Below are 17,896 nucleotides of genomic sequence, written 5' to 3'. Positions count from 1 at the left end.
GCGAGGGAAGGACATCGGCATGTGGTACGCGGGAGTCGCCTGGGGCGCCGACGGTTACACGGTCGAGACGGTGGACGACACCGGCGGGTCGGTACGCCCTCGCGCCCGGTTCGGCCGGGACCGGATCGACGATCTGATCCGTCACCTCGCGGCAGCCCGGCCCCCGTCCGGCGGGTCGGGCTCGGCCGACGGGGCGCTGGTCACAGTGGTGGACAGCACCAACGGCATCCTCGACGGCCGGATGATGTCCGCCGGCCTGACCGTCCACCGCGCCGACCCGCCGGTGCTGCCGTCCCGCCCGGCCTTCGGCTCGGTCTCCGCCCTCGACCTGGCGCGGGCCGCCCAGCGGGACCTGACCGCGCTGACCCGGCTCGACCCCCGCCGGGGCACCCAGACCGGGCGGGAGTCGGACCTGGATGCGGGGATCGCCGCCAGCGTCCCGGAGCTCGACGCGCTCACCGCCGCCGGGCGCTGCCTGCGCCACGGCGACCGGGACCGCCCCGAGGTCGCCCTGACCTTCGACGACGGCCCGCAGCCGCCGTACACCGGGCAGGTCCTCGACGTCCTGGAGCGGTACGGGGTCCCGGCGACGTTCTTCTGCGTCGGACTCCACGTCGGTGGGTACCCCGACGAGCTGGCCCGGATGCGGGAACAGGGCCACGAGGTGGCCAACCACACCTGGTCCCACCCGTTCCTGCCCGAGCTGACCCGGTCGGAGCTGGCGGCCCAGATCGAGCGGACCGCCGAGGCGGTCGAGCGGACCGGAGCGGCGGCACCGACCCTCTTCCGCCCCCCGTACGGCTCCCGGACGCCACAGGTCATGCGCTGGCTGGCCGAACTGGACCCGCAGGTGGTGCTCTGGGACGTGGAGCCCTTCGACTGGGCGATGCCCGGGGCCGACACCATCGCCCGGATCACAGTGGAACAGGCCCGGCCGGGATCGGTGATCCTGCTGCACGACGGGGGAGGCGACCGGTCCCAGACCGTGGCCGCCCTGCCCGCCATCATCGAGGGGCTGCACGAACGCGGCTACCGCTTCGTCCCCGCCGGTCAGCTGGCCGTACCCGCCCCGGCCTCGGTCGCCTGACCCGGCCGCCCCCTTCCGACCACCCCCACCGGCGGTGGATCCCGCCGTTCGCCCCGGTGCCGACCAGAGCGGAGACACTGTAATGGCACTCACTGCCCTGACCACCGAAGCCCCCGTCCACGCCCCGCTGTCGCCGACCCAGGTCGAGCGCTTCCACCGGGACGGGTTCCTGGTCCTGCCCGCCTTCCTCCCCGACGACCTGGTCACCCGACTCCGGCCGGAGGTGGACCGCTGGGTCGACGACGGCCTGCGGGCCCGCTCCATCGCCTGCGCCACCGACCCCGAGCGCAACGGGTTGCCCGAGATCCTGGAACTGGAGCTGCCCGCCCACGGTCGACTCGTCGCCCACCCGCCGTTGATGGAACTCCTGGCCCAGCTGATGGGGCCGGCCTTCGCCTTCCACCACCTGCACAGCGACAGGCAGGAGCCGGAGCGCCCGGGTAAGCCCTGGCACCACGACTACGAACAGCGTCCGCAGACCGACCGCCGGTACGCCATGATCCACGCCCTGCACTACCTGGACGGCCTCACCGAGGAGACCGCGTCACTGGTGGTCCTGCCCGGCTCGCACCGGGAGGTGGCCGCCAAGGACGCCCGGGCCGGGGCCGGCACCGACCCGCTCCCCGGCGAGGTGGTCCTGGACCGGCTGCCACCCGGCTCGACGGTGGTCGTGCACTCGGCACTGTTCCACGCCCGACGCGCCCTGCCCGCCGGACGGGGCAGCGACAGGTACTTCCTCGACTCGTCGTACTGCCAGGCCGGCACCCGGTGGCCCCCGGTGAAGCCGTACTGGCGGCACGCCCTGCAGCGGGCCCGGGACCTGGGACTGGACCAGGGCAGGTGGCCGGACCTCTTCGCCGAGCAGCACTTCACCGAGTACGAACCACAGGGCTGAACCGTCACCGTCCTGACAGGTGGAATCGATCGACCGACTGCCGTTTAGAGACGCCCCCACCGGGAGACATGCATTGACGGAAATAGTTCCGTTCGGGGGAGAGACATCAGCATGGTCACCTGGTGCGTCAGTCGGATGTTCATCCACTCCTACCATGCCGCAGCGCTGTTCGTCTCGGCCGCTGTGATCACCGGTTCCGCACGGGGAGCCCTACCGGTGAGGGGGGACGCGGTGGCCGCCTACGCCAGCTCGGACATCGACTGGCCGTGACGGCCGCTGTGAGATCCTCGGCGGGCCGCCGTCGCCACCTCGTTCGAGAAGAGGAACCATCGTGACCCCGGTACGGATGCACGCCGACGAGGTGCACACCGACGTGTCGACTGTCGGTCGGCTGGTCGCCGCCCAGCTGCCCCACTGGGCGCACCTGGCCGTCGAACCGGTCGCCTCCTCCGGCACCGACAACGCGATGTACCGTCTCGGCGACGAACTGGTCGTCCGGTTGCCCCGGATCCCGTCCGCCGTCGACGCCGTCGCCCGGGAACTCCGGTGGGCACCCCGACTCGCCCCCCACCTCCCGGTGCCCGTACCGGTGCCCGTCGCGTCCGGCCGTCCCGGCGAGGGCTACCCGTTCCCCTGGTCGGTCCTGCCCTGGCTGCCGGGGCGCAACCCGCTCGCCGGTGAGGTCACCCGAGCCGACCGGCTCGCCCGTGACCTGGCCGGATTCGTCAGGGAGTTGCGCCGTACCGACCCGACCGACGGACCACCGGCCGGTCGGGGGGTGCCACTCGCCGCCCGGGACGACGACACCCGCGCCGCTGTCGCCGCACTGGACGGCGTGGTGGACACCGACGCGGTGACGGCGGTCTGGGCCGACGCGCTGCGCCCGGCCGCCCGCCCGGCGTCGGTCGCCTGGTGCCACGGTGACCTCTCCCCGGGCAACGTGCTGGTCCACGAGGACGGGACCCTCGCCGCCGTCATCGACCTCGCCGGGGTCGGGGTGGGTGACCCCACGGTGGACCTCTCCGTGGCGTGGAACCTGCTGCCCGCCGACGCCCGACCGGTGTTCCGGGACGCCCTCGGCGTGGACGAGGCGACGTGGCTGCGCGGCCGGGCGTGGGCGCTCTCCATCGCGCTGATCCAGCTGCCCTACTACCGGGAGACCAACCCGGCGCTCGCCGCCAACTCCCGGCACGTGATCGCCGAGGTCCTCGCCGAAGCCGGCTGACCGCGAACTCCCACGACCCGGGGCGACCAGGCGGGTCAGGCCCGCTCGACGGTCAGGCCGCTCGACGGTCAGGGCCGGGTGGCGGTCAGGGCCGGGTGGTGTCGACGGGCGTCGTCGGCGTGCTCCAGGACGGCGTCGGCGAGGAACTTGGCCGCCCAGTTGGGGAAGGCCAGCGGCTCGAAGCCACCCGACAGCGGCCAGGAACCGGCGAGCGCACCGACGGTGGCGGGCTCCAACGGCTGGTGGACCTGGAGTCCGGCCAACCGGTCCAGCACCGCGACGGCACGCCTGCGCAGGGTCTCGTCGCCGGTCCGGCGGGCCACGTCCAGCCACACGGTGACGAACTGGGCGTCCCCGGTGAGGCAGGCGTAGTCGACGAGCGGGGTGAACCCGGGGCCGATCTCGCCCGGCAGCAGGGGGTCCAGGTCGGTCCGTACCCCGGCCAGCCGTACCGCGCAGGTCACCGCGGCGTCCGCGCAGCGGCGGGCCGTGTCGGGCAGCTCCGCCTCGACCAGGTCCGCGCAGCGCAGCAGACCGCGCAGCGCGTACCCGATGGTGTGGGTCCAGGCGGTGTGCCCGGCGCTGAAGGACATCCCGTCGATCCAGCCGTCGGGGCGTACCTGCTCCAGCAGCCAGGCCAGCGACCGGCGGACCCCGGCGAGGTACGCCGGTTCGTCGGTGGCCCGCCACAGCTCGGCCAGCGCCCAGGTCACCCGGGACGAGTAGGTGTTGGGGTGGTCGAAGTGCGACAGCCAGGCACCCGACGGCTGCTGCGCGTCGAGCAGCCAGTCCCCGGCGCGGACCGCCGACTCCGACAGCTCCGGCCTCCCGGTGTGCCGGTGCAGGGCCGACAGGCCGAGCAGGATCTGCCCGGTGTCGAAGACCACCGCAGGACCCTCGGTGCCGGTGCCGCCGGGGAAACTCCCGTCCGGGCGTTGCAGTCCGAGCAGCCACCCGCCGATCCGGGTCGCCCGGTCGGCCAGCTCCGGCCGGTCCAGGGCGACGGCCCCGCGCAGCAGGGTGGGGATCAGGTAACCGCTGGTCTCCGGGTACGTCGGTTGCCAGCCGGTACGCAGGTCGTACCCGGCGGAGACGCCGTTGCCCCCGGTGGCGTCGTGAGCGGCGCAGACCCAGGTCAGCGCGGCGTCGAGGACCTGACGATACGGCAGCTGATGGTGTTCCTCGGGCATCCTGACCGGCCTCCATCCCGTCCCACGGGCACCTGGTTGCCAAGCATGTTGTCAGATTGCGGCGCGATTTGCCAAAGGTTACCTTGGGTCGACGACGGCGGAGAGGTGGTCTGGGCGTGCTCAAGTGCAGTGTGGTCATCCCGTACCGGCAGCGGCTGCGCAACGTCGGCATCGCCTTCGCCGCGCTCGCCGAACAGACGATGGACCGCACCGAGTTCGAGGTCGTCGTCGGTGCCATCGAGAACTGCCCCGAGTACGCCGAACTGGCCCGTTCGTACGCCGACAGACTGAACCTGGTGACCGTCATGCGGGACGGGGAGTGGAACCCGAGCCGCGCCCGTAACCTCGCCCTGCGGCACGCCACCGGTGAGGTGGTGGTCCTGCTCGACGCCGACATGGCCGCCCCCGCCGACTTCCTCGACGGGCTCCACCGCCGCCACTTCGCCCACGGTCAGCGGGTCTGCGTGGTCGGGCAGATGGCCGGATACGACGAGATCATGGAGAAGGACCTCGACGACGTGTCCGTTCCGCCCTGGGAACACCACCGGGAGGTCCTGGCCGGGCTGCGCACCGACGGGGCGACGCCGCTGGACCGGCGGTGGACCGACAGGTACGCCGAGGCCACCGTCCGGTTTCCCTGGGCCTTCGCCCGGACCGCGGTGATGGCCCTGCCCCGGTCCCTGCTCGTCGAGCACGACCTCTACTTCGACGAGGGGTTCCGTGGGTGGGGCGCCGAGGACCAGGAGTGGGCCTTCCGGATCCACCTGACCGGGACGCCCATCCTGATGTGCCGCGACGTCTTCGCCCTGCACGTGCCGCATTCGCGCGACGCCGGGGCGGAGGAGCGGTCGGCCCAGGCCAACCGTCGGTACTACATCGCCAAGTGGCCGCGCCTGGACCTGGAGATGGCGTACGCCTACGGCTGGTTCGACACCGCCGAACGCTACGACGACCTGCGTCGGGAGGTCGCCGAGGCGGCAGGTCCCGGCCGTACCCTCGGGATCGTCGAGGGTACGGCCGACGGCCGGTCCCTGCTCGTCGTCGGGGCGTCGCTGGACGTCGCCGACCACACTCCGACGCCGCAGGTGACGGCGTTGTTCGACACGGGGACCCGGCCACGGGCGTTGCCCCTTGTCGGAGTGGGTCTCCCGCAGGACGACGGTGCCGTCGACACCGCTCGGATCCTGCCCGCCGTGCTCCGGCTGGCCCCGAGTCACAGCGAGCGGATCCGGCAGGAGGCCGGGCGGGTGGCCGGCACCGTCGTCGAGTCGACCCCCGCCGACCGCACCGGGTGAGCGCCGGGCGGGTACCCCGGTCGGGCCACCGTCGGGTTGTGCCCCTGGTCCAGCGGGACCCCCGCTCCGGTACGTCACCGGGGCAGGGGTCCCGTACCCGGGTCAGCGGGCTGGGGCCAGGGCGTACTCCTCGTACCGGTGGCGCAGCGGGTTGTCCGGGAAGGCGTCGTGCCACGGCTTGACCTTACCGATGTAGTGCACGATCCCCTCCGGACGGGTCAGGTAGTCCATCCGCCCGTTGCCGAAGATCCCGTGCACCGAGTGCTCGATGAGCTTGTTCCACTTCTCCGGCAGCGGTGTCCACCGGCCGGCGAAGATGTGGTTGAGGATGTCCTGGTCGATGTTGGGCAGGTCGCGGCCGTACGTGCGGTGCAACTCCATGCACCGTTCGGTGGCCCGCTCGGCCCGCCACCGGTCCATGTCGATCAGGAGCACCCCGGAGTTGAAGTGTCCCGGCGGCAGTGCCCCGGTCTGGTGCTGGTGGGCCCGGCCGTCGGCGAAGGTGAGCGACCGGGCCGGGCCGACCTCGTTGAGTCCGGCCCCCACCGCGTTGCCCGCCAGGTCCTCGGCGAGCAGGTCGGTCAGGTCGTCCAGGACCAGGGTGTCGGCGTCGAGATAGACCACCCGGGGGATGCCGGTGGGGATCACCGCCCCGATGTGCAGCCGACCCAGCGCGGCGTCGGTCCACCACTTGCGGGGAACCTCCATCACCAGCGGGTCGGCGACCCGGTGCAGCTCGACCTCGCCCTCGGCGGCCAGCCCTTCGGTGACCACCGCCCGGCCCTCGTCGGCGAGGCCCGAGTCGATGACGTGGAAGACGAGGCGGGTGTCCTCGTCGCGCAGGTTGCGGCGGACCGACCGGCCGGTGACGACGGCGGGGCGGGCGTACCGCTCGTCGATCGCGAAGACCACGTGGACGTCCTGTCGGGACATGAGACTCTCCTTCTCGGCTGAGGTGGGCGGCTCAGGGCTGCCGGCGGTGGTCGGCGACGATCTCGTCCAGCCTGCGACGGGCGGCGACCCCGCCGACCGGGTCGGCGAGTTCCCGTGGGTCGGGCAGGATGCCGGTCAGCCCCCAGGCCCGACCCCGGGTCCAGGTCGCGTCGTCGACCCCGACGGCGTCCCGGAAGGTGTCCCGGGACGCCGCGTCGAAGAACGTCCAGGCGGCGATCAGGTCGCAGGCCGGATCACCGACGGCGAGCGTCCCGAAGTCGATGACGGCGCTGAGCCGCCCGTCGCGCATCAGCATGTTCGCCGGGTCGGGGTCGCCGTGGATCCAGACCGGTGGGCGGTCCCACCGTGGGGCGGCGACAGCCGTCTCGTACACCTCGGTCAGCGCCTCGGTGTCGAAGAGGCCGGACAGGGCCGCGATCCGGTCGCGGACCCGGGACTCCACCACCGGGGAGTCCCGCCGGTCGGCCAGGGGTACGCCCCGGAACCCGTTGCTCGCCTCCGGCGGTGGGCCGTCGACGGCGTCCACCGACTGCAACGTGGTGAGGAATCCGGCCAGCTCGACGGCGGTGGCCTGCGGGTCGGTGATCCGGTCGAGGTCGGCGTTCTCCCCGTCCAGCCAGCGGTAGACCGACCAGGGGAAGGGGTAGTCCTCCCCGGGTGCACCCAGCGCCACCGGGACCGGGACCGGCAACGGCAGGCGCGGGCCGAGGTACGGCAGCCACCGCTGCTCCCGCCGCACCTGCCCGACCCAGCGGGGTAACCGGGGCAGCCGGACGAGCATGTCGTCGCCGAGGCGGTAGGTGGCGTTGTCCACACCCGACCGGGCGACAGGCCGTACGGGCAGGTCGGCCCAGTCCGGGAACTGGTCGGCGACCAGCCGGTGGACGAGTGGGGTGTCGACGGGCACCTCGCCCGGACGAAGGGTGGAAGTGGACACTCGGTGGTACCTCCTCTCACTGTCGATGCACTCTCGACGGTAGGAGTGGTCCCGGGGTCTGTCAAAAGGACAGGCAACTTTCACCCCGGTCCAGGAAACCCCTCTGAACAGGTAAAAGGGCATCCGGTCGAGCCGGTTGTTGACAAGTTGTGTGGGGTGGCGGGTATTCGTGTTGCCAGCCCTGCGGGGGTTTGGTCTACTGAGGGCGACCGGCCCCGCCGGAGAGGACACCCGCCTGATGAGCACCCTCAACCTCGGCATCCTCGCGCACGTCGACGCCGGCAAGACCAGCCTCACCGAACGGCTCCTGTACACGGTGGGGGTCATCGACGAGATGGGCAGCGTGGACGCCGGGAGCACCCGTACCGACTCGTCGGAGCTGGAACGACGGCGCGGCATCACCATCCGGTCGGCAGTGGTGTCGTTCCGGATCCACGACCGGACCGTCAACCTCATCGACACCCCCGGTCACCCGGACTTCATCGCCGAGGTGGAGCGGGCTCTCGCCGTCCTGGACGGTGCGGTCCTGGTGGTCTCGGCGGTCGAGGGGGTCCAGGCGCAGACCCGGATCCTCTGGCGCACCCTGCACCGGCTCCGGGTGCCCACCCTCCTGTTCCTCAACAAGATCGACCGCGCCGGGGCGCGCTGCCCACAGGTGTTGGCCGACGTCGCCGACCGGCTCACCCCGGCGGTGCTCCCGATGGGCGAGGTCACCGGGGCGGGCACCCCGGCCGCCGGGTTCCGCCCGTACGGGCCGGCCGACCCGCAGTTCACCGCCCGCCTCGCCGAACTGGTCGCCGAGCACGACGAGGCGCTGCTGGCCGCGTACGTGGCCGACGAGAGGTCCCTCGGATACGGGCGACTGCGTCGGGCACTGGCCCGACAGACCGGCCGGGGACAGGTGCATCCGGTGCTGGCCGGCTCGGCGATCACCGGTGCCGGGGTCGGCGACCTCGTCGACGCGCTCGCCGAGTTGCTGCCGGTCCCGCCCCAACGGCGTACCGGCCCGGCCGGCGGCACGATCTTCAAGATCGACCGGAGTGGGTCGGGGGAGCGGATCGCGTACCTGCGGATGCGGGCCGGGACGGTCCGGGTCCGGGAACGGCTGCGGTTGCGCCGCGACGGACGCGCCCTCCCGGCGGGGCGGATCACCGGCCTCGGCGTCGTGGAGGGCCACGCGGTCACCCCCCGGGAGGCGGTGTACGCGGGGGAGATCGGGGTCCTGCGCGGGCTGACCGACGTACGGATCGGCGACCGGGTGGGAGCCGCCGGGGGCGACACCGACAGGCAGTTCCCCCCGCCGACCCTCCAGACCGTCGTCGTCCCCACCGACCCGGCCGACCGGGCGGCCCTGCACACCGCGCTGACCCGGCTGGCCGAGCAGGACCCGCTGATCGGGCTGGACCGCGACGATGTCGCGGCGGAGCCGACAGTCTCCCTCTACGGGGAGGTGCAGCAGGAGGTCCTGGCGGCGACCCTCGCCGAGGAGGCCGGTATCCCGGTCACCTTCCGGGACACCACCACCATCCACACGGAACGACCGGTCGGGACCGGGGCGGCCGTCGAGGTGGTCCACACCGACACGAACCCGTTCGTCGCCACCGTCGGCCTGCGGGTGACACCCGGTCCGGTCGGCGGCGTCCGGTTCGGCCTCGCCGTGGAACCCGGTTCCCTGCCGGCCGCCTACCTGCGGGCCGTGGAGGAGGCCGTCCGGGAGACCCTCCGGCAGGGCCTGCACGGCTGGCGGGTCACCGACTGCACAGTCACCATGACCCACTCCGGGTACGTCAGCATGATCAGCACCGCTCGGGACTTCCGGCTGCTCACCCCCCTGGTGCTGATGGACGCGCTGCGCCGCGCCGGGACCGTGGTGCACGAGCCGGTGCACCGGTTCCGGCTGGAACTGCCGGCCGACACCGTGGGGGCGCTGCTGCCCGTACTGGCCCGGTCGCAGGCGGTGCCCGACGCGCCGCAGTCCCGGCGGGGCGCCTGGGTGGTCACCGGGGAGATCCCGGCGGCCCAGGTGCACTCGCTGCGGCAACGGATCCCCGGGTCGACCCGGGGCGAAGGCGTCCTGGAGACGACGTTCGCGGGGCACCGACCGGTCCGCCCGCCGGTGCCGTACCGGCCCCGGACCGACCACAACCCGCTCAACCGCAAGGAGTACCTGCTGCATGTCGTACGACGGGTGTGAGTCCGGCCCGGGGGGGTCGGCGGTGAGCGGCGCCGGCGGCCGCTTCGGCGGGATCGTCGACGCGGCACGGGCCCGCGCGCACATCGCCCGGCTGATCCCGCGCGCGGGGTGGCCGCTCGCGGTGGGTGGCCTCGTCCTCAACGTGGTCCTGGGCCTGCTGCCGGTGGTCTTCCTGGTCGCCACGAGTGTGCTGCTCGGCTACGTCCCGGCGGCGGTCCGGGACGGGTTGGACTCGCCGGCCTGGGACCGGCTGGTGACGATGCTGGTGCTGGCCGGTGTGGTGATGGTCGTCCAGCAGGTGCTGACCCCGGTCCAGGCCGCCCTGGGTGAGCTGGTCGCCCGACGGGTCGACGGGCACGTCTTCGGTCGGCTGATGACCGCCTCCCTGGCCCATCCCGGGCTGGCCGCGGTCGAGGACCAGACCGTCCGGGACGATCTGGCCGTCGCCGGTCGGGAGCTGGAACACGGGTACCAGAGCCCGGGCGGGGCCTGCGCCGGGCTCCTGGCCCTGGTCGCCCGCTACGTCCAGCTGACCGGCTGCGTGGTGGCGATCGGGGTCGCCTTCTCCTGGGCGGCGGCGCTCGCGGTGGCCGTCGCGGTGCTGCTGTTCCGGCAGGCCCAGCGGGGTGGTCTGCGCCGGTACTCGGCGGTGTTCCGTCGGCTGGCCCCGCTCCGCCGGGAGAGCACCTACCTGCGGGACCTGGCGACCGGTCGCCAGGCCGGCAAGGAGATCCGGGTGTACGGCCTGACCGGCTGGCTCGCCGACCGGTACCAGCAGGTCTACCTGAGCTGGATGCGTCCGGTGTGGGCCGAGCGACGTCGGGTCTACCTGCGGCCCTTCCTCTGGCTGACCCTCGTCGGGCTCCTGGTGACAGGGGTCGTCCTCGGCTCGGCAGGGGTGGGTGCCGACCCGGCCGCACTGACCCGGTTCGTCCTGGTCGCCCAGGTGGTGCTGGCGGCGGTACGGCTGGGCGACTACTACCCCGAGGCCGACGACCAGACCCAGTTCGGGATGAACGCGTACGACGCCGTCCGGTCCGTCGAGGCGAAGACCGCCCGGCACCGGGACCTGCCGGCGACGACCACCGCCGTGACCACGCCCGACGGACCGGGGGAGATCCGGTTCGCCGGGGTCGGGTTCGCGTACCCGGGCACCGACCGGACGGTCCTCGACGGGCTGGACCTGACCATTCCGGCCGGTCGCTGCACCGCCCTGGTCGGGTTGAACGGCGCCGGCAAGACCACCCTGGTCACGTTGTTGGCCCGGCTCTACGACCCGACCGCCGGGGCCGTCCTGGTGGACGGGGTCGACCTGCGCGACCATCCGGTAGGGGCGTGGCGGGCCCGGCTCGGGATCACCTTCCAGGACTATCTGCGTTACGACGCCACGGCTGCGGACAACATCGGGTTCGGTGCGGTGGAGCACCTCGACGACACCGACGGGATCCTCGACGCGGCCCGCCGGGCGGGAGTGGCCGACAAGCTGCTCGCCCTGCCCGACGGCCTGGACACCGTACTGACCCCGGAACGGGCCGGTGGGGTGGACCTCTCCGGTGGGCAGTGGCAGCGGGTGGCCATCGCCCGGTCCCTGTTCGCCCTCCGGCACGGGGCCTCGGTGCTGGTCCTCGACGAGCCGACGGCGAGCCTCGACGTCCGGGCCGAAGCCCGCTTCTACGACGAGTTCGTCGACCTCACCCGGGGGGTGACCACCGTGCTGATCTCCCACCGGTTCGCCACCGTACGCCGGGCCGACCACATCGTCGTCCTCGCCGACGGCCGGGTGCTGGAGCAGGGCTCGCACACCGAGCTGATGGACCTCGACGGCCGGTACGCCCAGCTCTTCCGCTACCAGGCACAGCGGTTCACCGACCCGACGACGCCGACCGACCAGGCGACGGCGACCGCACCGACCGACCCGACGACGTCGGCGTCGGATCCCGACCCGACGACGGAAGTGGCGGCACGGGCATGAGGCAGACCCTGGCGAGCTGCCGACAACTGCTGGGCATCGCCTGGCGGCAACACCGGGGCCGGACGATCACCGCTGTGGTGCTGATGCTGGCCGGAGCGGTCGCCGCACCGCTGGGCGCGTTGGCGTTGCGCAGTGCGACGAACGCGGTGCTGGCCGGGCAGACCCGGGATGCGGCGGTGGCCGGGGTGCTGGTCGCGGTCGCCGCGATCGCCGCCCTGACCTTCGGCCACTTCGCGCACATCGCCTACTACGAGTTGTCCGAGCTGAGCGTCCTGGACCTGGACCGGCAGCTGATCGAGCTGGCCAACGGCTCCGGCGGGACCGGGCACCACGAGCGACCGGAGTTCGTCGACGCGATCACCCTGGTCCGCCAGGACATCCAGCGGTTCGACACCGCCCTGCAGTCGTTGCTGTCCCTGGGCGGGTTGGCGCTGGCGATGGGGCTGACCACTGTCCTGCTGGCCCGGCTCGACCCGGTGCTGCTGCTGTTGTTGCCGCTGGCCGTACCGCCGCTGCTGGCCGGGCGACGGGCCGAGGAGGTGCTCGAACGGGCGAAGCTCGCCACCGCCGAGCGGTCCCGGGTGGCGATGGGGTTGTTCCGACTGACCGCCGACCCGGCACCCGGCAAGGAGCTGCGGGTGTTCCGACTCCGCGACGAGGTGCTGCGTCGGCACCGGGCGATCTGGACCGAGGTGACGGGTCGGCTCTTCCGGGCCCACCTGCACGGCACGGCGCTGCGCGCCGCCGGTCAGCTGCTCTTCGCCGTCGGATACCTGGGTGGACTGCTGCTGGTGGTCCGGGAGGCGGTGGCCGGGCGGCGCACTGTCGGCGACGTGACCCTCTCCATCGCCCTTGCCGCACAGGTGAGCCTCCAGGTGGCCACCGCCGTCACCCTCCTCACCGACCTGCACCGGATGAGCGGCACCCTGCGCCGCCTCGGTGAGCTGCGGACCATGGTTCGCTCCACCGACGGCCCGGATCCGGACCACCGGGCCCCGGACCGGCTGCGGCGGGGCATCGAGCTGGTCGGGGTGTCGTTGACCTATCCGGGGGCGCACCGGCCGAGCCTGAGCGGGGTCGACCTGACCCTGCCGGCCGGGTCGACGGTGGCGGTGATCGGCGAGAACGGGGCGGGGAAGACGTCGCTGGTCAAGCTGCTGTGCGGGTTCCACCGACCGGACGCCGGGCGGATCCTGGTGGACGGCACCGACCTGCGTCGGATCCCGCCGCAGCAGTGGCAGGCCCGGATCGCCGCCGGGTTCCAGGACTTCGTCAGGTTCGAGTTCACCGCGCGGGAGGCGGTCGGGGTGGGGGACCTCCCCCTGATCGACTCGACCCCGGCGGTGCTGGCCGCCCTGGACCGGGCCCGCGCCGTCGACCTCCTGGACCGCCTCGACGGCGGCCTGGAGACCCGGCTCGGCGGCGGTCACCCGGAGGGCACCGACCTCTCCGGCGGGCAGTGGCAGAAGCTCGCGTTGGGCCGGGCGTTCATGCGGGAACAGCCGCTGCTCCAGGTCCTCGACGAGCCGACCGCAGCCCTCGACCCGCAGGCCGAGCACGCCCTCTTCGAGCGGTACGCCGAGCACGCGGCCCGCTCGGGGCAGCGGACCGGGGCGATCACCCTCCTGGTCTCGCACCGGTTCTCGACCGCCCGGACGGCCGACCTCATCGTGGTGGTGGCCGACGGTCGGATCGCCGAGGTCGGCGAGCACGACGCCCTGATCGCCCGGGGTGGCCTCTACGCCGAGCTGTACCGGATCCAGGCCTCCGCGTACTCCTGATCCGCGTCAGGCAACTTGTGTTGCCAGCTTTTGTCAATTCTGGCAACATGGTGTCAGGGAGGCGTGGATGCAGAAGCTCAAGGTCAGCGTGGTGATCCCGTACCGGCAGCGCCTGCCGTGGTTGCGCCGGGTCCTCGCCGCGCTCGCGGAGCAGACGTTGCCCCGTACCGAGTTCGAGGTCGTGGTGGGGGCGGTGGACCACTGCCCGGAGTTCCTGGCCACCTGCGCCGAGTTCGACGACCGGTTGACAGTCGTCGCGGTGGTCGCCGGTGGCGAGTGGAACGTCGGCCGGGCCCGCAACCTGGCGTTGCGGCAGGCCCGTGGCGAGGTCACAGTCCTACTCGACGCCGACGTGGCGTTGCCGCCGACGGCCCTGGCTCGGCTCTACGACAGTCACTTCGCCGCCGGGCAGCGGGTCTGCGTCCTGGGCCGGATGCACGGGTACGACGCCCGGGTCGAGGACGACCGGGACCTGCTCCCGTTCGACGCCTACCGCGACGTCCTGCGGGACCTGGAGCGCTCGGACGGTGCCCCCGGCGACGTCCGGTGGGGGCTGCCCGACATCCCGCTGGCCTGGACCCTGGTCTGGACCGGACTGGTGGCCCTGCCCACCGCCGAACTGCACCGTCACGACCTCTGGTTCGACGAGGAGTTCCGGGTCTGGGGGTCGGAGGACCAGGAGTGGGGGCTGCGGGTCGCCGAGGCCGGGGTGCCGATCGTCCGGGGCGACGGACTGATCGGGCTGCACCTGCCGCACTCCCGGGACGTGACCTCGAACTACCGGGCGCTGCGGGACAACAAGCGTTACCTGCTGGCCAAGTGGCCCCGACTCGACGTCGAGCTGTACCTGGCGGTCAACTTCACCGACGCCAACGCCGAGTACCCGGCAGTGGCCCGGGAGGTCGCCGACCTGGCCGCCCCCGGTGCCCGACTGGGGGTGGCCCGGGGCCTCGTGGACGGCGTCACCGCCCTGGACGTCGGGGTGGTGCTGGACGAGGCGGGCCGGATCGTCGATCCGCAGCTCGTCGCCCGGTTCGACGGCGGTACGCCGACCGAGGTCCTGCCCCTGGTCGGCCTCGCCCTGCCCTGGCCGGACGGAAGCGTCGTCGACTGTCGCCTGCTGCCCCCGATCGAGGCGCTGACCCCCCGATACCGGGAGGCGGTCACCCGCGAGGCCCGGCGCGTGACAGGACGGGTGGATCCGACCCCGGACACCGGAAAGGAAACCAGATGCTCTACTCGGGAATCTCCTGGGACAAGGCCGGCTTCGAGGTGGAGGTGGTCGACGCCGACGGCCGGACCGTCGCACCGGCCGTCCGGTTCCCGGCCCGCCGCGCCGCCGAGATCGTCGGCCACCTGAACGGGTTCGGTGAGCCGGTGGTGGCCGTCGTGGACAGCACCAACGGGGTCCTCGACGGCGGACTGACGGTCGCCGGGATCGAGGTCCACCGGGCCGACCCGCAGCTCCTGCCCGACCGGCCGCCCTTCGGCTCGGTGCCCGCCGGTGTCCTGGCCCGGGTCGCCCAGCGCGACCTCGACCGGCTGCCCCGGCTGGACCTCGCCGACGGGACGCTGCGGGGCCGTGGTGACGACCTCAACGCCGGCTTCGCCGCCAGCGCCGACACGGTGACGGAGTTGACCGCCGCCGGTCGGTGCCTCACCCACGGTCGACGGGACCGCGACGAGATCGCCCTCACCTTCGACGACGGTCCGCTGCCGCCGTACACCGGGCAGATCCTCGACATCCTGGACAGTTACCAGGTCAAGGCCACGTTCTTCTGTGTCGGGCTGCTCGTCGACGCGTACCCGGAGATCGTCGACGAGATCCGACGGCGGGGACACGAACTGGGCAACCACACCTGGTCCCACCCGTTCCTGCCCGAGCTGAGCCGGGCCGAGTCCGACGAGCAGGTGCAGCGGACCGGGGAGGCCCTGGCCGCGGCGACCGGCACCGCACCGCCGACGCTGTTCCGCCCGCCGTACGGGGGACGGTCCCCGCAGGCGCTGACCGGCCTCGCTGAGACGGGCATGACGACCGTCCTGTGGGACGCCCTCGGTTGGGACTGGGCGCTCCCCGGCGTGGACCGGATCGTCGAGTCCGTGTCGACGGGCACCGGGCCGGGCTCGGTGGTCCTCCTGCACGACGGCGGAGGGGACAGGTCGCAGACGGTGGCGGCCCTCCCGAAGATCCTGGACGGGCTGCTCGACCGGGGTCTGCGCTTCGTCACCGTCGATCACCTGCTGGCCACGTCGCACCCGACGCAGGCGCGACCGGCCACGTCGCAACCAGTGGAGGCGAGATGAGCCGTACGCCGACCCGACGACCGACGTGCAGCGTCGTCGTCCCCACCTACCAGCGCTCGGGCCTGCTGCGGCGGACCCTCGACTCGCTGATCCGCCAGGACCTCGGCCTCGACCGGTTCGAGGTGCTGGTGGTCGACGACGGGTCGACCGACGACACGGCGGAGGTGGCCCGGGAGTACGCCGACCGGCTCCCGCTGCGCTACTTCCACCAACCGGACGAGGGTTTCCGGGTGGCGGCGGCGCGCAACGTGGGCATCGCCGCGGCCCGTGGCGACATCTGCGTCTTCGTCGACTCCGGGGTGTTGCTGCACTCCGGGGCGCTGCGCGCGCACGTGGCCCTCCACGCGGGGCCGACCCCGACCGCAGTGGTCGGCTACGTCTACTGCTTCAACCACGACAACGAGGACGCCGCGCAGATGCTGGCGACCCTCGACTTCGACGACCCGGACGCGACGGTGGCCCGGCTGCGCGACGAGGGGCGGTGGCTCGACGTCCGGGAGAGCTTCTACGACCAGTACACCGACGCCGTCGACGTGCTGCCCGCCCCGTGGTTGATCTACTGGACCTGCAACACCTCGGCCGACACCGAGCAGCTGCGTCGGGTCGGCGGGTTCGACGAGGCGTTCCGCACCTGGGGCGGGGAGGACGTGGAACTGGCCTACCGGCTCTTCCTCGACGGGGCCCGGTTCGTGGTGGGGCGGGAGGCCGCCGCGATCCACTACCCGCACGAGAAGAGCCACGAGCACAACAAGAAGCTCGGGGTACGCAACTACCAGTACATCGCCCGCCGGTACGACACCCCGATCAGTCGACTGTTGGAGCCGGACCCGCCGTTGGAGTTCTTCGCTCTCAACGCCCTGATCCGGGAACGCGGCCTGCCCGACTGCGTCGACGTCCTGCGGCACCGGGATCCGCTGCCGGACTGGCTCGGGTTCCTCCGCGACGGCCGGCCGACCGACTCCGGGGACCGGTCGGGGGAGCTGTCCCTGCCCCGTACCTGAGTCACCGCTCACCCACCACGTCCGTGACGACAGCGGTCCGCCGCACCAGGGGCTTCACCGGTGCGGCGGACCGCCCCTGCCCACCGGTCGGGTGTGATCCGACCGGCCAGCCGACCGGAAAGGATCCGCATGCCGACCGAGACGATCGGGGTCGTGACGCTGACCCGGCACCGCAACGACATGCTCCGCCGTGCCATGGCCTCCGTGCACGACCAGGACTTCCCCGGCGAGATCGAGCACGTGGTGGTCGTCGACGACGACCCGGACGCGGTGCCGGTGGTGGAGGCCGCCCCGACCCGGCCGGGGTTGCGGAACGTGGCGCACCTGGTGCCGCGCAGCGCCGCCGAGCGCGACGAACCCCCCGGCGACAAGCGGTACGTCTATCCCCGGCTGTCCCGGTTGTTCAACACGGGTGCCCGGATCGGCACCGCCGACTGGATCGCCTTCCTCGACGACGACAACGAGTTCGAACCCGACCACCTGAGCAGCCTGTACGCGTGCGCCCAACGTAACGGCGCCGAGGCGGTCCACTCCGGGCGGACCATGTGGCACGCCGACGGGACTCCGCACACCGAGGAGGTCTGGCACACCGCACCGGACCGGGCCGAGGGGGAGCGGATCTTCGCGTTGATGTGTGACAGGGGGGTCCGTAGCCGGGGCACGAACATCCTGCTCGACCGGGCCGATCCGGTGTTGCCCTCGACGCTGCGGACCAGCACCGTCCTGCAACCCGAGGACCCGGTGCTCCTGGTCGACCAGAGCGTCTGGTTGATCCGTCGCGAACTGCTGCTGCGGGTGCCCATCCCGGAGACGTTCACCGCCGACGACCACGCCAAGAACGCCGCCCCCGACGACAAGCTCCTGGAGGCGCTCCTGCGGGCCGGGGTACGTCTGCACACCACCGGGCGGCCCACCGTCCGCTACTACCTGGGCGGGGTGTCGAACCACCACCGGTCGGACCCGGCGTACGCCGGAACCTGACCGTCCCCGTACGCTGCGAGGACCCGCTGACGACAGGGGGTCCTCGCGGCGTACGGCATCCGGCGCTGCGCGGGGTGACC

General features: G+C 72.7%; 14 protein-coding genes. 11 read left to right on the top strand and 3 right to left on the bottom strand.

Features of this window, described 5'->3' with window-relative positions; genetic code table 11:
- The first annotated feature begins 19 nt into the window (after window positions 1-19).
- The 3 genes from WHN02_RS00160 (at window position 20) to WHN02_RS00150 (ending at window position 3,207) form a co-directional block, all read left to right on the top strand.
- Window positions 20-1,087 carry a polysaccharide deacetylase family protein gene (locus WHN02_RS00160; protein ID WP_434741517.1) on the top strand — a complete coding sequence of 356 codons (1,068 nt, stop codon included), beginning with the start codon at window positions 20-22 and terminating at the stop codon, window positions 1,085-1,087.
- A gap of 82 nt (window positions 1,088-1,169) precedes the next feature.
- Window positions 1,170-1,982, top strand: a complete 813-nt coding sequence (locus WHN02_RS00155; RefSeq protein ID WP_434741516.1) for a phytanoyl-CoA dioxygenase family protein — start codon at window positions 1,170-1,172, stop codon at window positions 1,980-1,982.
- Window positions 1,983-2,313: 331 nt separating this feature from the next.
- Window positions 2,314-3,207: an aminoglycoside phosphotransferase family protein gene (locus WHN02_RS00150; RefSeq protein WP_434741515.1), complete on the top strand. Its 894-nt coding sequence runs from the start codon at window positions 2,314-2,316 to the stop codon at window positions 3,205-3,207.
- Window positions 3,208-3,275: 68 nt separating this feature from the next.
- Here WHN02_RS00150 and WHN02_RS00145 read toward each other — a convergent pair whose 3' ends face one another.
- Window positions 3,276-4,397 (bottom strand): hypothetical protein, encoded by a 1,122-nt coding sequence (locus tag WHN02_RS00145; protein ID WP_434741514.1) that lies wholly within the window; start codon window positions 4,395-4,397, stop codon window positions 3,276-3,278.
- A 116-nt stretch (window positions 4,398-4,513) separates the two neighbouring features.
- Here WHN02_RS00145 and WHN02_RS00140 point away from each other — a divergent pair, with 116 nt between their 5' ends.
- Window positions 4,514-5,692 carry a glycosyltransferase family 2 protein gene (locus WHN02_RS00140; protein WP_434741513.1) on the top strand — a complete coding sequence of 393 codons (1,179 nt, stop codon included), beginning with the start codon at window positions 4,514-4,516 and terminating at the stop codon, window positions 5,690-5,692.
- 102 nt (window positions 5,693-5,794) lie between these two features.
- Here WHN02_RS00140 and WHN02_RS00135 read toward each other — a convergent pair whose 3' ends face one another.
- Both WHN02_RS00135 and WHN02_RS00130 read right to left on the bottom strand, forming a co-directional pair.
- Window positions 5,795-6,625 carry a glycosyltransferase family 8 protein gene (locus tag WHN02_RS00135; RefSeq protein WP_434741512.1) on the bottom strand — a complete coding sequence of 277 codons (831 nt, stop codon included), beginning with the start codon at window positions 6,623-6,625 and terminating at the stop codon, window positions 5,795-5,797.
- Between the two features lie 31 nt (window positions 6,626-6,656).
- Entirely contained in the window at window positions 6,657-7,583 is a 927-nt protein-coding gene (locus tag WHN02_RS00130) for an aminoglycoside phosphotransferase family protein (RefSeq protein WP_434741511.1), read from the bottom strand.
- Window positions 7,584-7,821: 238 nt separating this feature from the next.
- Here WHN02_RS00130 and WHN02_RS00125 point away from each other — a divergent pair, with 238 nt between their 5' ends.
- The 7 genes from WHN02_RS00125 to WHN02_RS00095 all read left to right on the top strand — a co-directional run bounded on the left by WHN02_RS00125 (window position 7,822) and on the right by WHN02_RS00095 (window position 17,816).
- Window positions 7,822-9,777: a GTP-binding protein gene (locus WHN02_RS00125; RefSeq protein ID WP_434741510.1), complete on the top strand. Its 1,956-nt coding sequence runs from the start codon at window positions 7,822-7,824 to the stop codon at window positions 9,775-9,777.
- Window positions 9,758-11,749, top strand: coding sequence for an ABC transporter ATP-binding protein (locus tag WHN02_RS00120; protein WP_434741509.1), 1,992 nt, complete (start codon window positions 9,758-9,760; stop codon window positions 11,747-11,749). The genes WHN02_RS00125 and WHN02_RS00120 overlap by 20 nt, the downstream gene beginning before the upstream one ends.
- Complete coding sequence (locus WHN02_RS00115; protein ID WP_434741508.1) at window positions 11,746-13,530, top strand: ABC transporter ATP-binding protein; 1,785 nt, start codon at window positions 11,746-11,748, stop codon at window positions 13,528-13,530. The genes WHN02_RS00120 and WHN02_RS00115 overlap by 4 nt, the downstream gene beginning before the upstream one ends.
- 67 nt (window positions 13,531-13,597) lie before the next feature.
- Window positions 13,598-14,890 carry a glycosyltransferase family 2 protein gene (locus WHN02_RS00110; RefSeq protein WP_434741507.1) on the top strand — a complete coding sequence of 431 codons (1,293 nt, stop codon included), beginning with the start codon at window positions 13,598-13,600 and terminating at the stop codon, window positions 14,888-14,890.
- Window positions 14,803-15,834: a polysaccharide deacetylase family protein gene (locus WHN02_RS00105; protein WP_434744105.1), complete on the top strand. Its 1,032-nt coding sequence runs from the start codon at window positions 14,803-14,805 to the stop codon at window positions 15,832-15,834. The genes WHN02_RS00110 and WHN02_RS00105 overlap by 88 nt, the downstream gene beginning before the upstream one ends.
- On the top strand, window positions 15,831-16,835 hold the full coding sequence (locus WHN02_RS00100) for a glycosyltransferase (protein ID WP_434741506.1): 1,005 nt from the start codon (window positions 15,831-15,833) through the stop codon (window positions 16,833-16,835). Before WHN02_RS00105 ends, WHN02_RS00100 begins: the two co-directional genes overlap by 4 nt.
- 129 nt (window positions 16,836-16,964) lie before the next feature.
- Entirely contained in the window at window positions 16,965-17,816 is an 852-nt protein-coding gene (locus WHN02_RS00095; protein ID WP_434741505.1) for a glycosyltransferase, read from the top strand.
- Window positions 17,817-17,896: the final 80 nt, after the last annotated feature.

This window comes from Micromonospora sp. SH-82 (assembly GCF_051132485.1).
Taxonomy (GTDB): Bacteria; Actinomycetota; Actinomycetes; order Mycobacteriales; family Micromonosporaceae; genus Micromonospora.
Note: the sequence above shows the minus strand (reverse complement) of the source record. Positions and strands in the feature narration are given on the sequence as shown.

Coding starts and splice junctions, on each gene's coding strand:
- WHN02_RS00115 (WP_434741508.1), top strand. CDS start 11,746: ATGAGGCAGACCCTGGCGAGCTGCCGACAACTGCTGGGCATCGCCTGG.
- WHN02_RS00160 (WP_434741517.1), top strand. CDS start 20: ATGTGGTACGCGGGAGTCGCCTGGGGCGCCGACGGTTACACGGTCGAG.
- WHN02_RS00110 (WP_434741507.1), top strand. CDS start 13,598: ATGCAGAAGCTCAAGGTCAGCGTGGTGATCCCGTACCGGCAGCGCCTG.
- WHN02_RS00135 (WP_434741512.1), bottom strand. CDS start 6,625: ATGTCCCGACAGGACGTCCACGTGGTCTTCGCGATCGACGAGCGGTAC.
- WHN02_RS00125 (WP_434741510.1), top strand. CDS start 7,822: ATGAGCACCCTCAACCTCGGCATCCTCGCGCACGTCGACGCCGGCAAG.
- WHN02_RS00120 (WP_434741509.1), top strand. CDS start 9,758: ATGTCGTACGACGGGTGTGAGTCCGGCCCGGGGGGGTCGGCGGTGAGC.
- WHN02_RS00100 (WP_434741506.1), top strand. CDS start 15,831: ATGAGCCGTACGCCGACCCGACGACCGACGTGCAGCGTCGTCGTCCCC.
- WHN02_RS00095 (WP_434741505.1), top strand. CDS start 16,965: ATGCCGACCGAGACGATCGGGGTCGTGACGCTGACCCGGCACCGCAAC.
- WHN02_RS00155 (WP_434741516.1), top strand. CDS start 1,170: ATGGCACTCACTGCCCTGACCACCGAAGCCCCCGTCCACGCCCCGCTG.
- WHN02_RS00145 (WP_434741514.1), bottom strand. CDS start 4,397: ATGCCCGAGGAACACCATCAGCTGCCGTATCGTCAGGTCCTCGACGCC.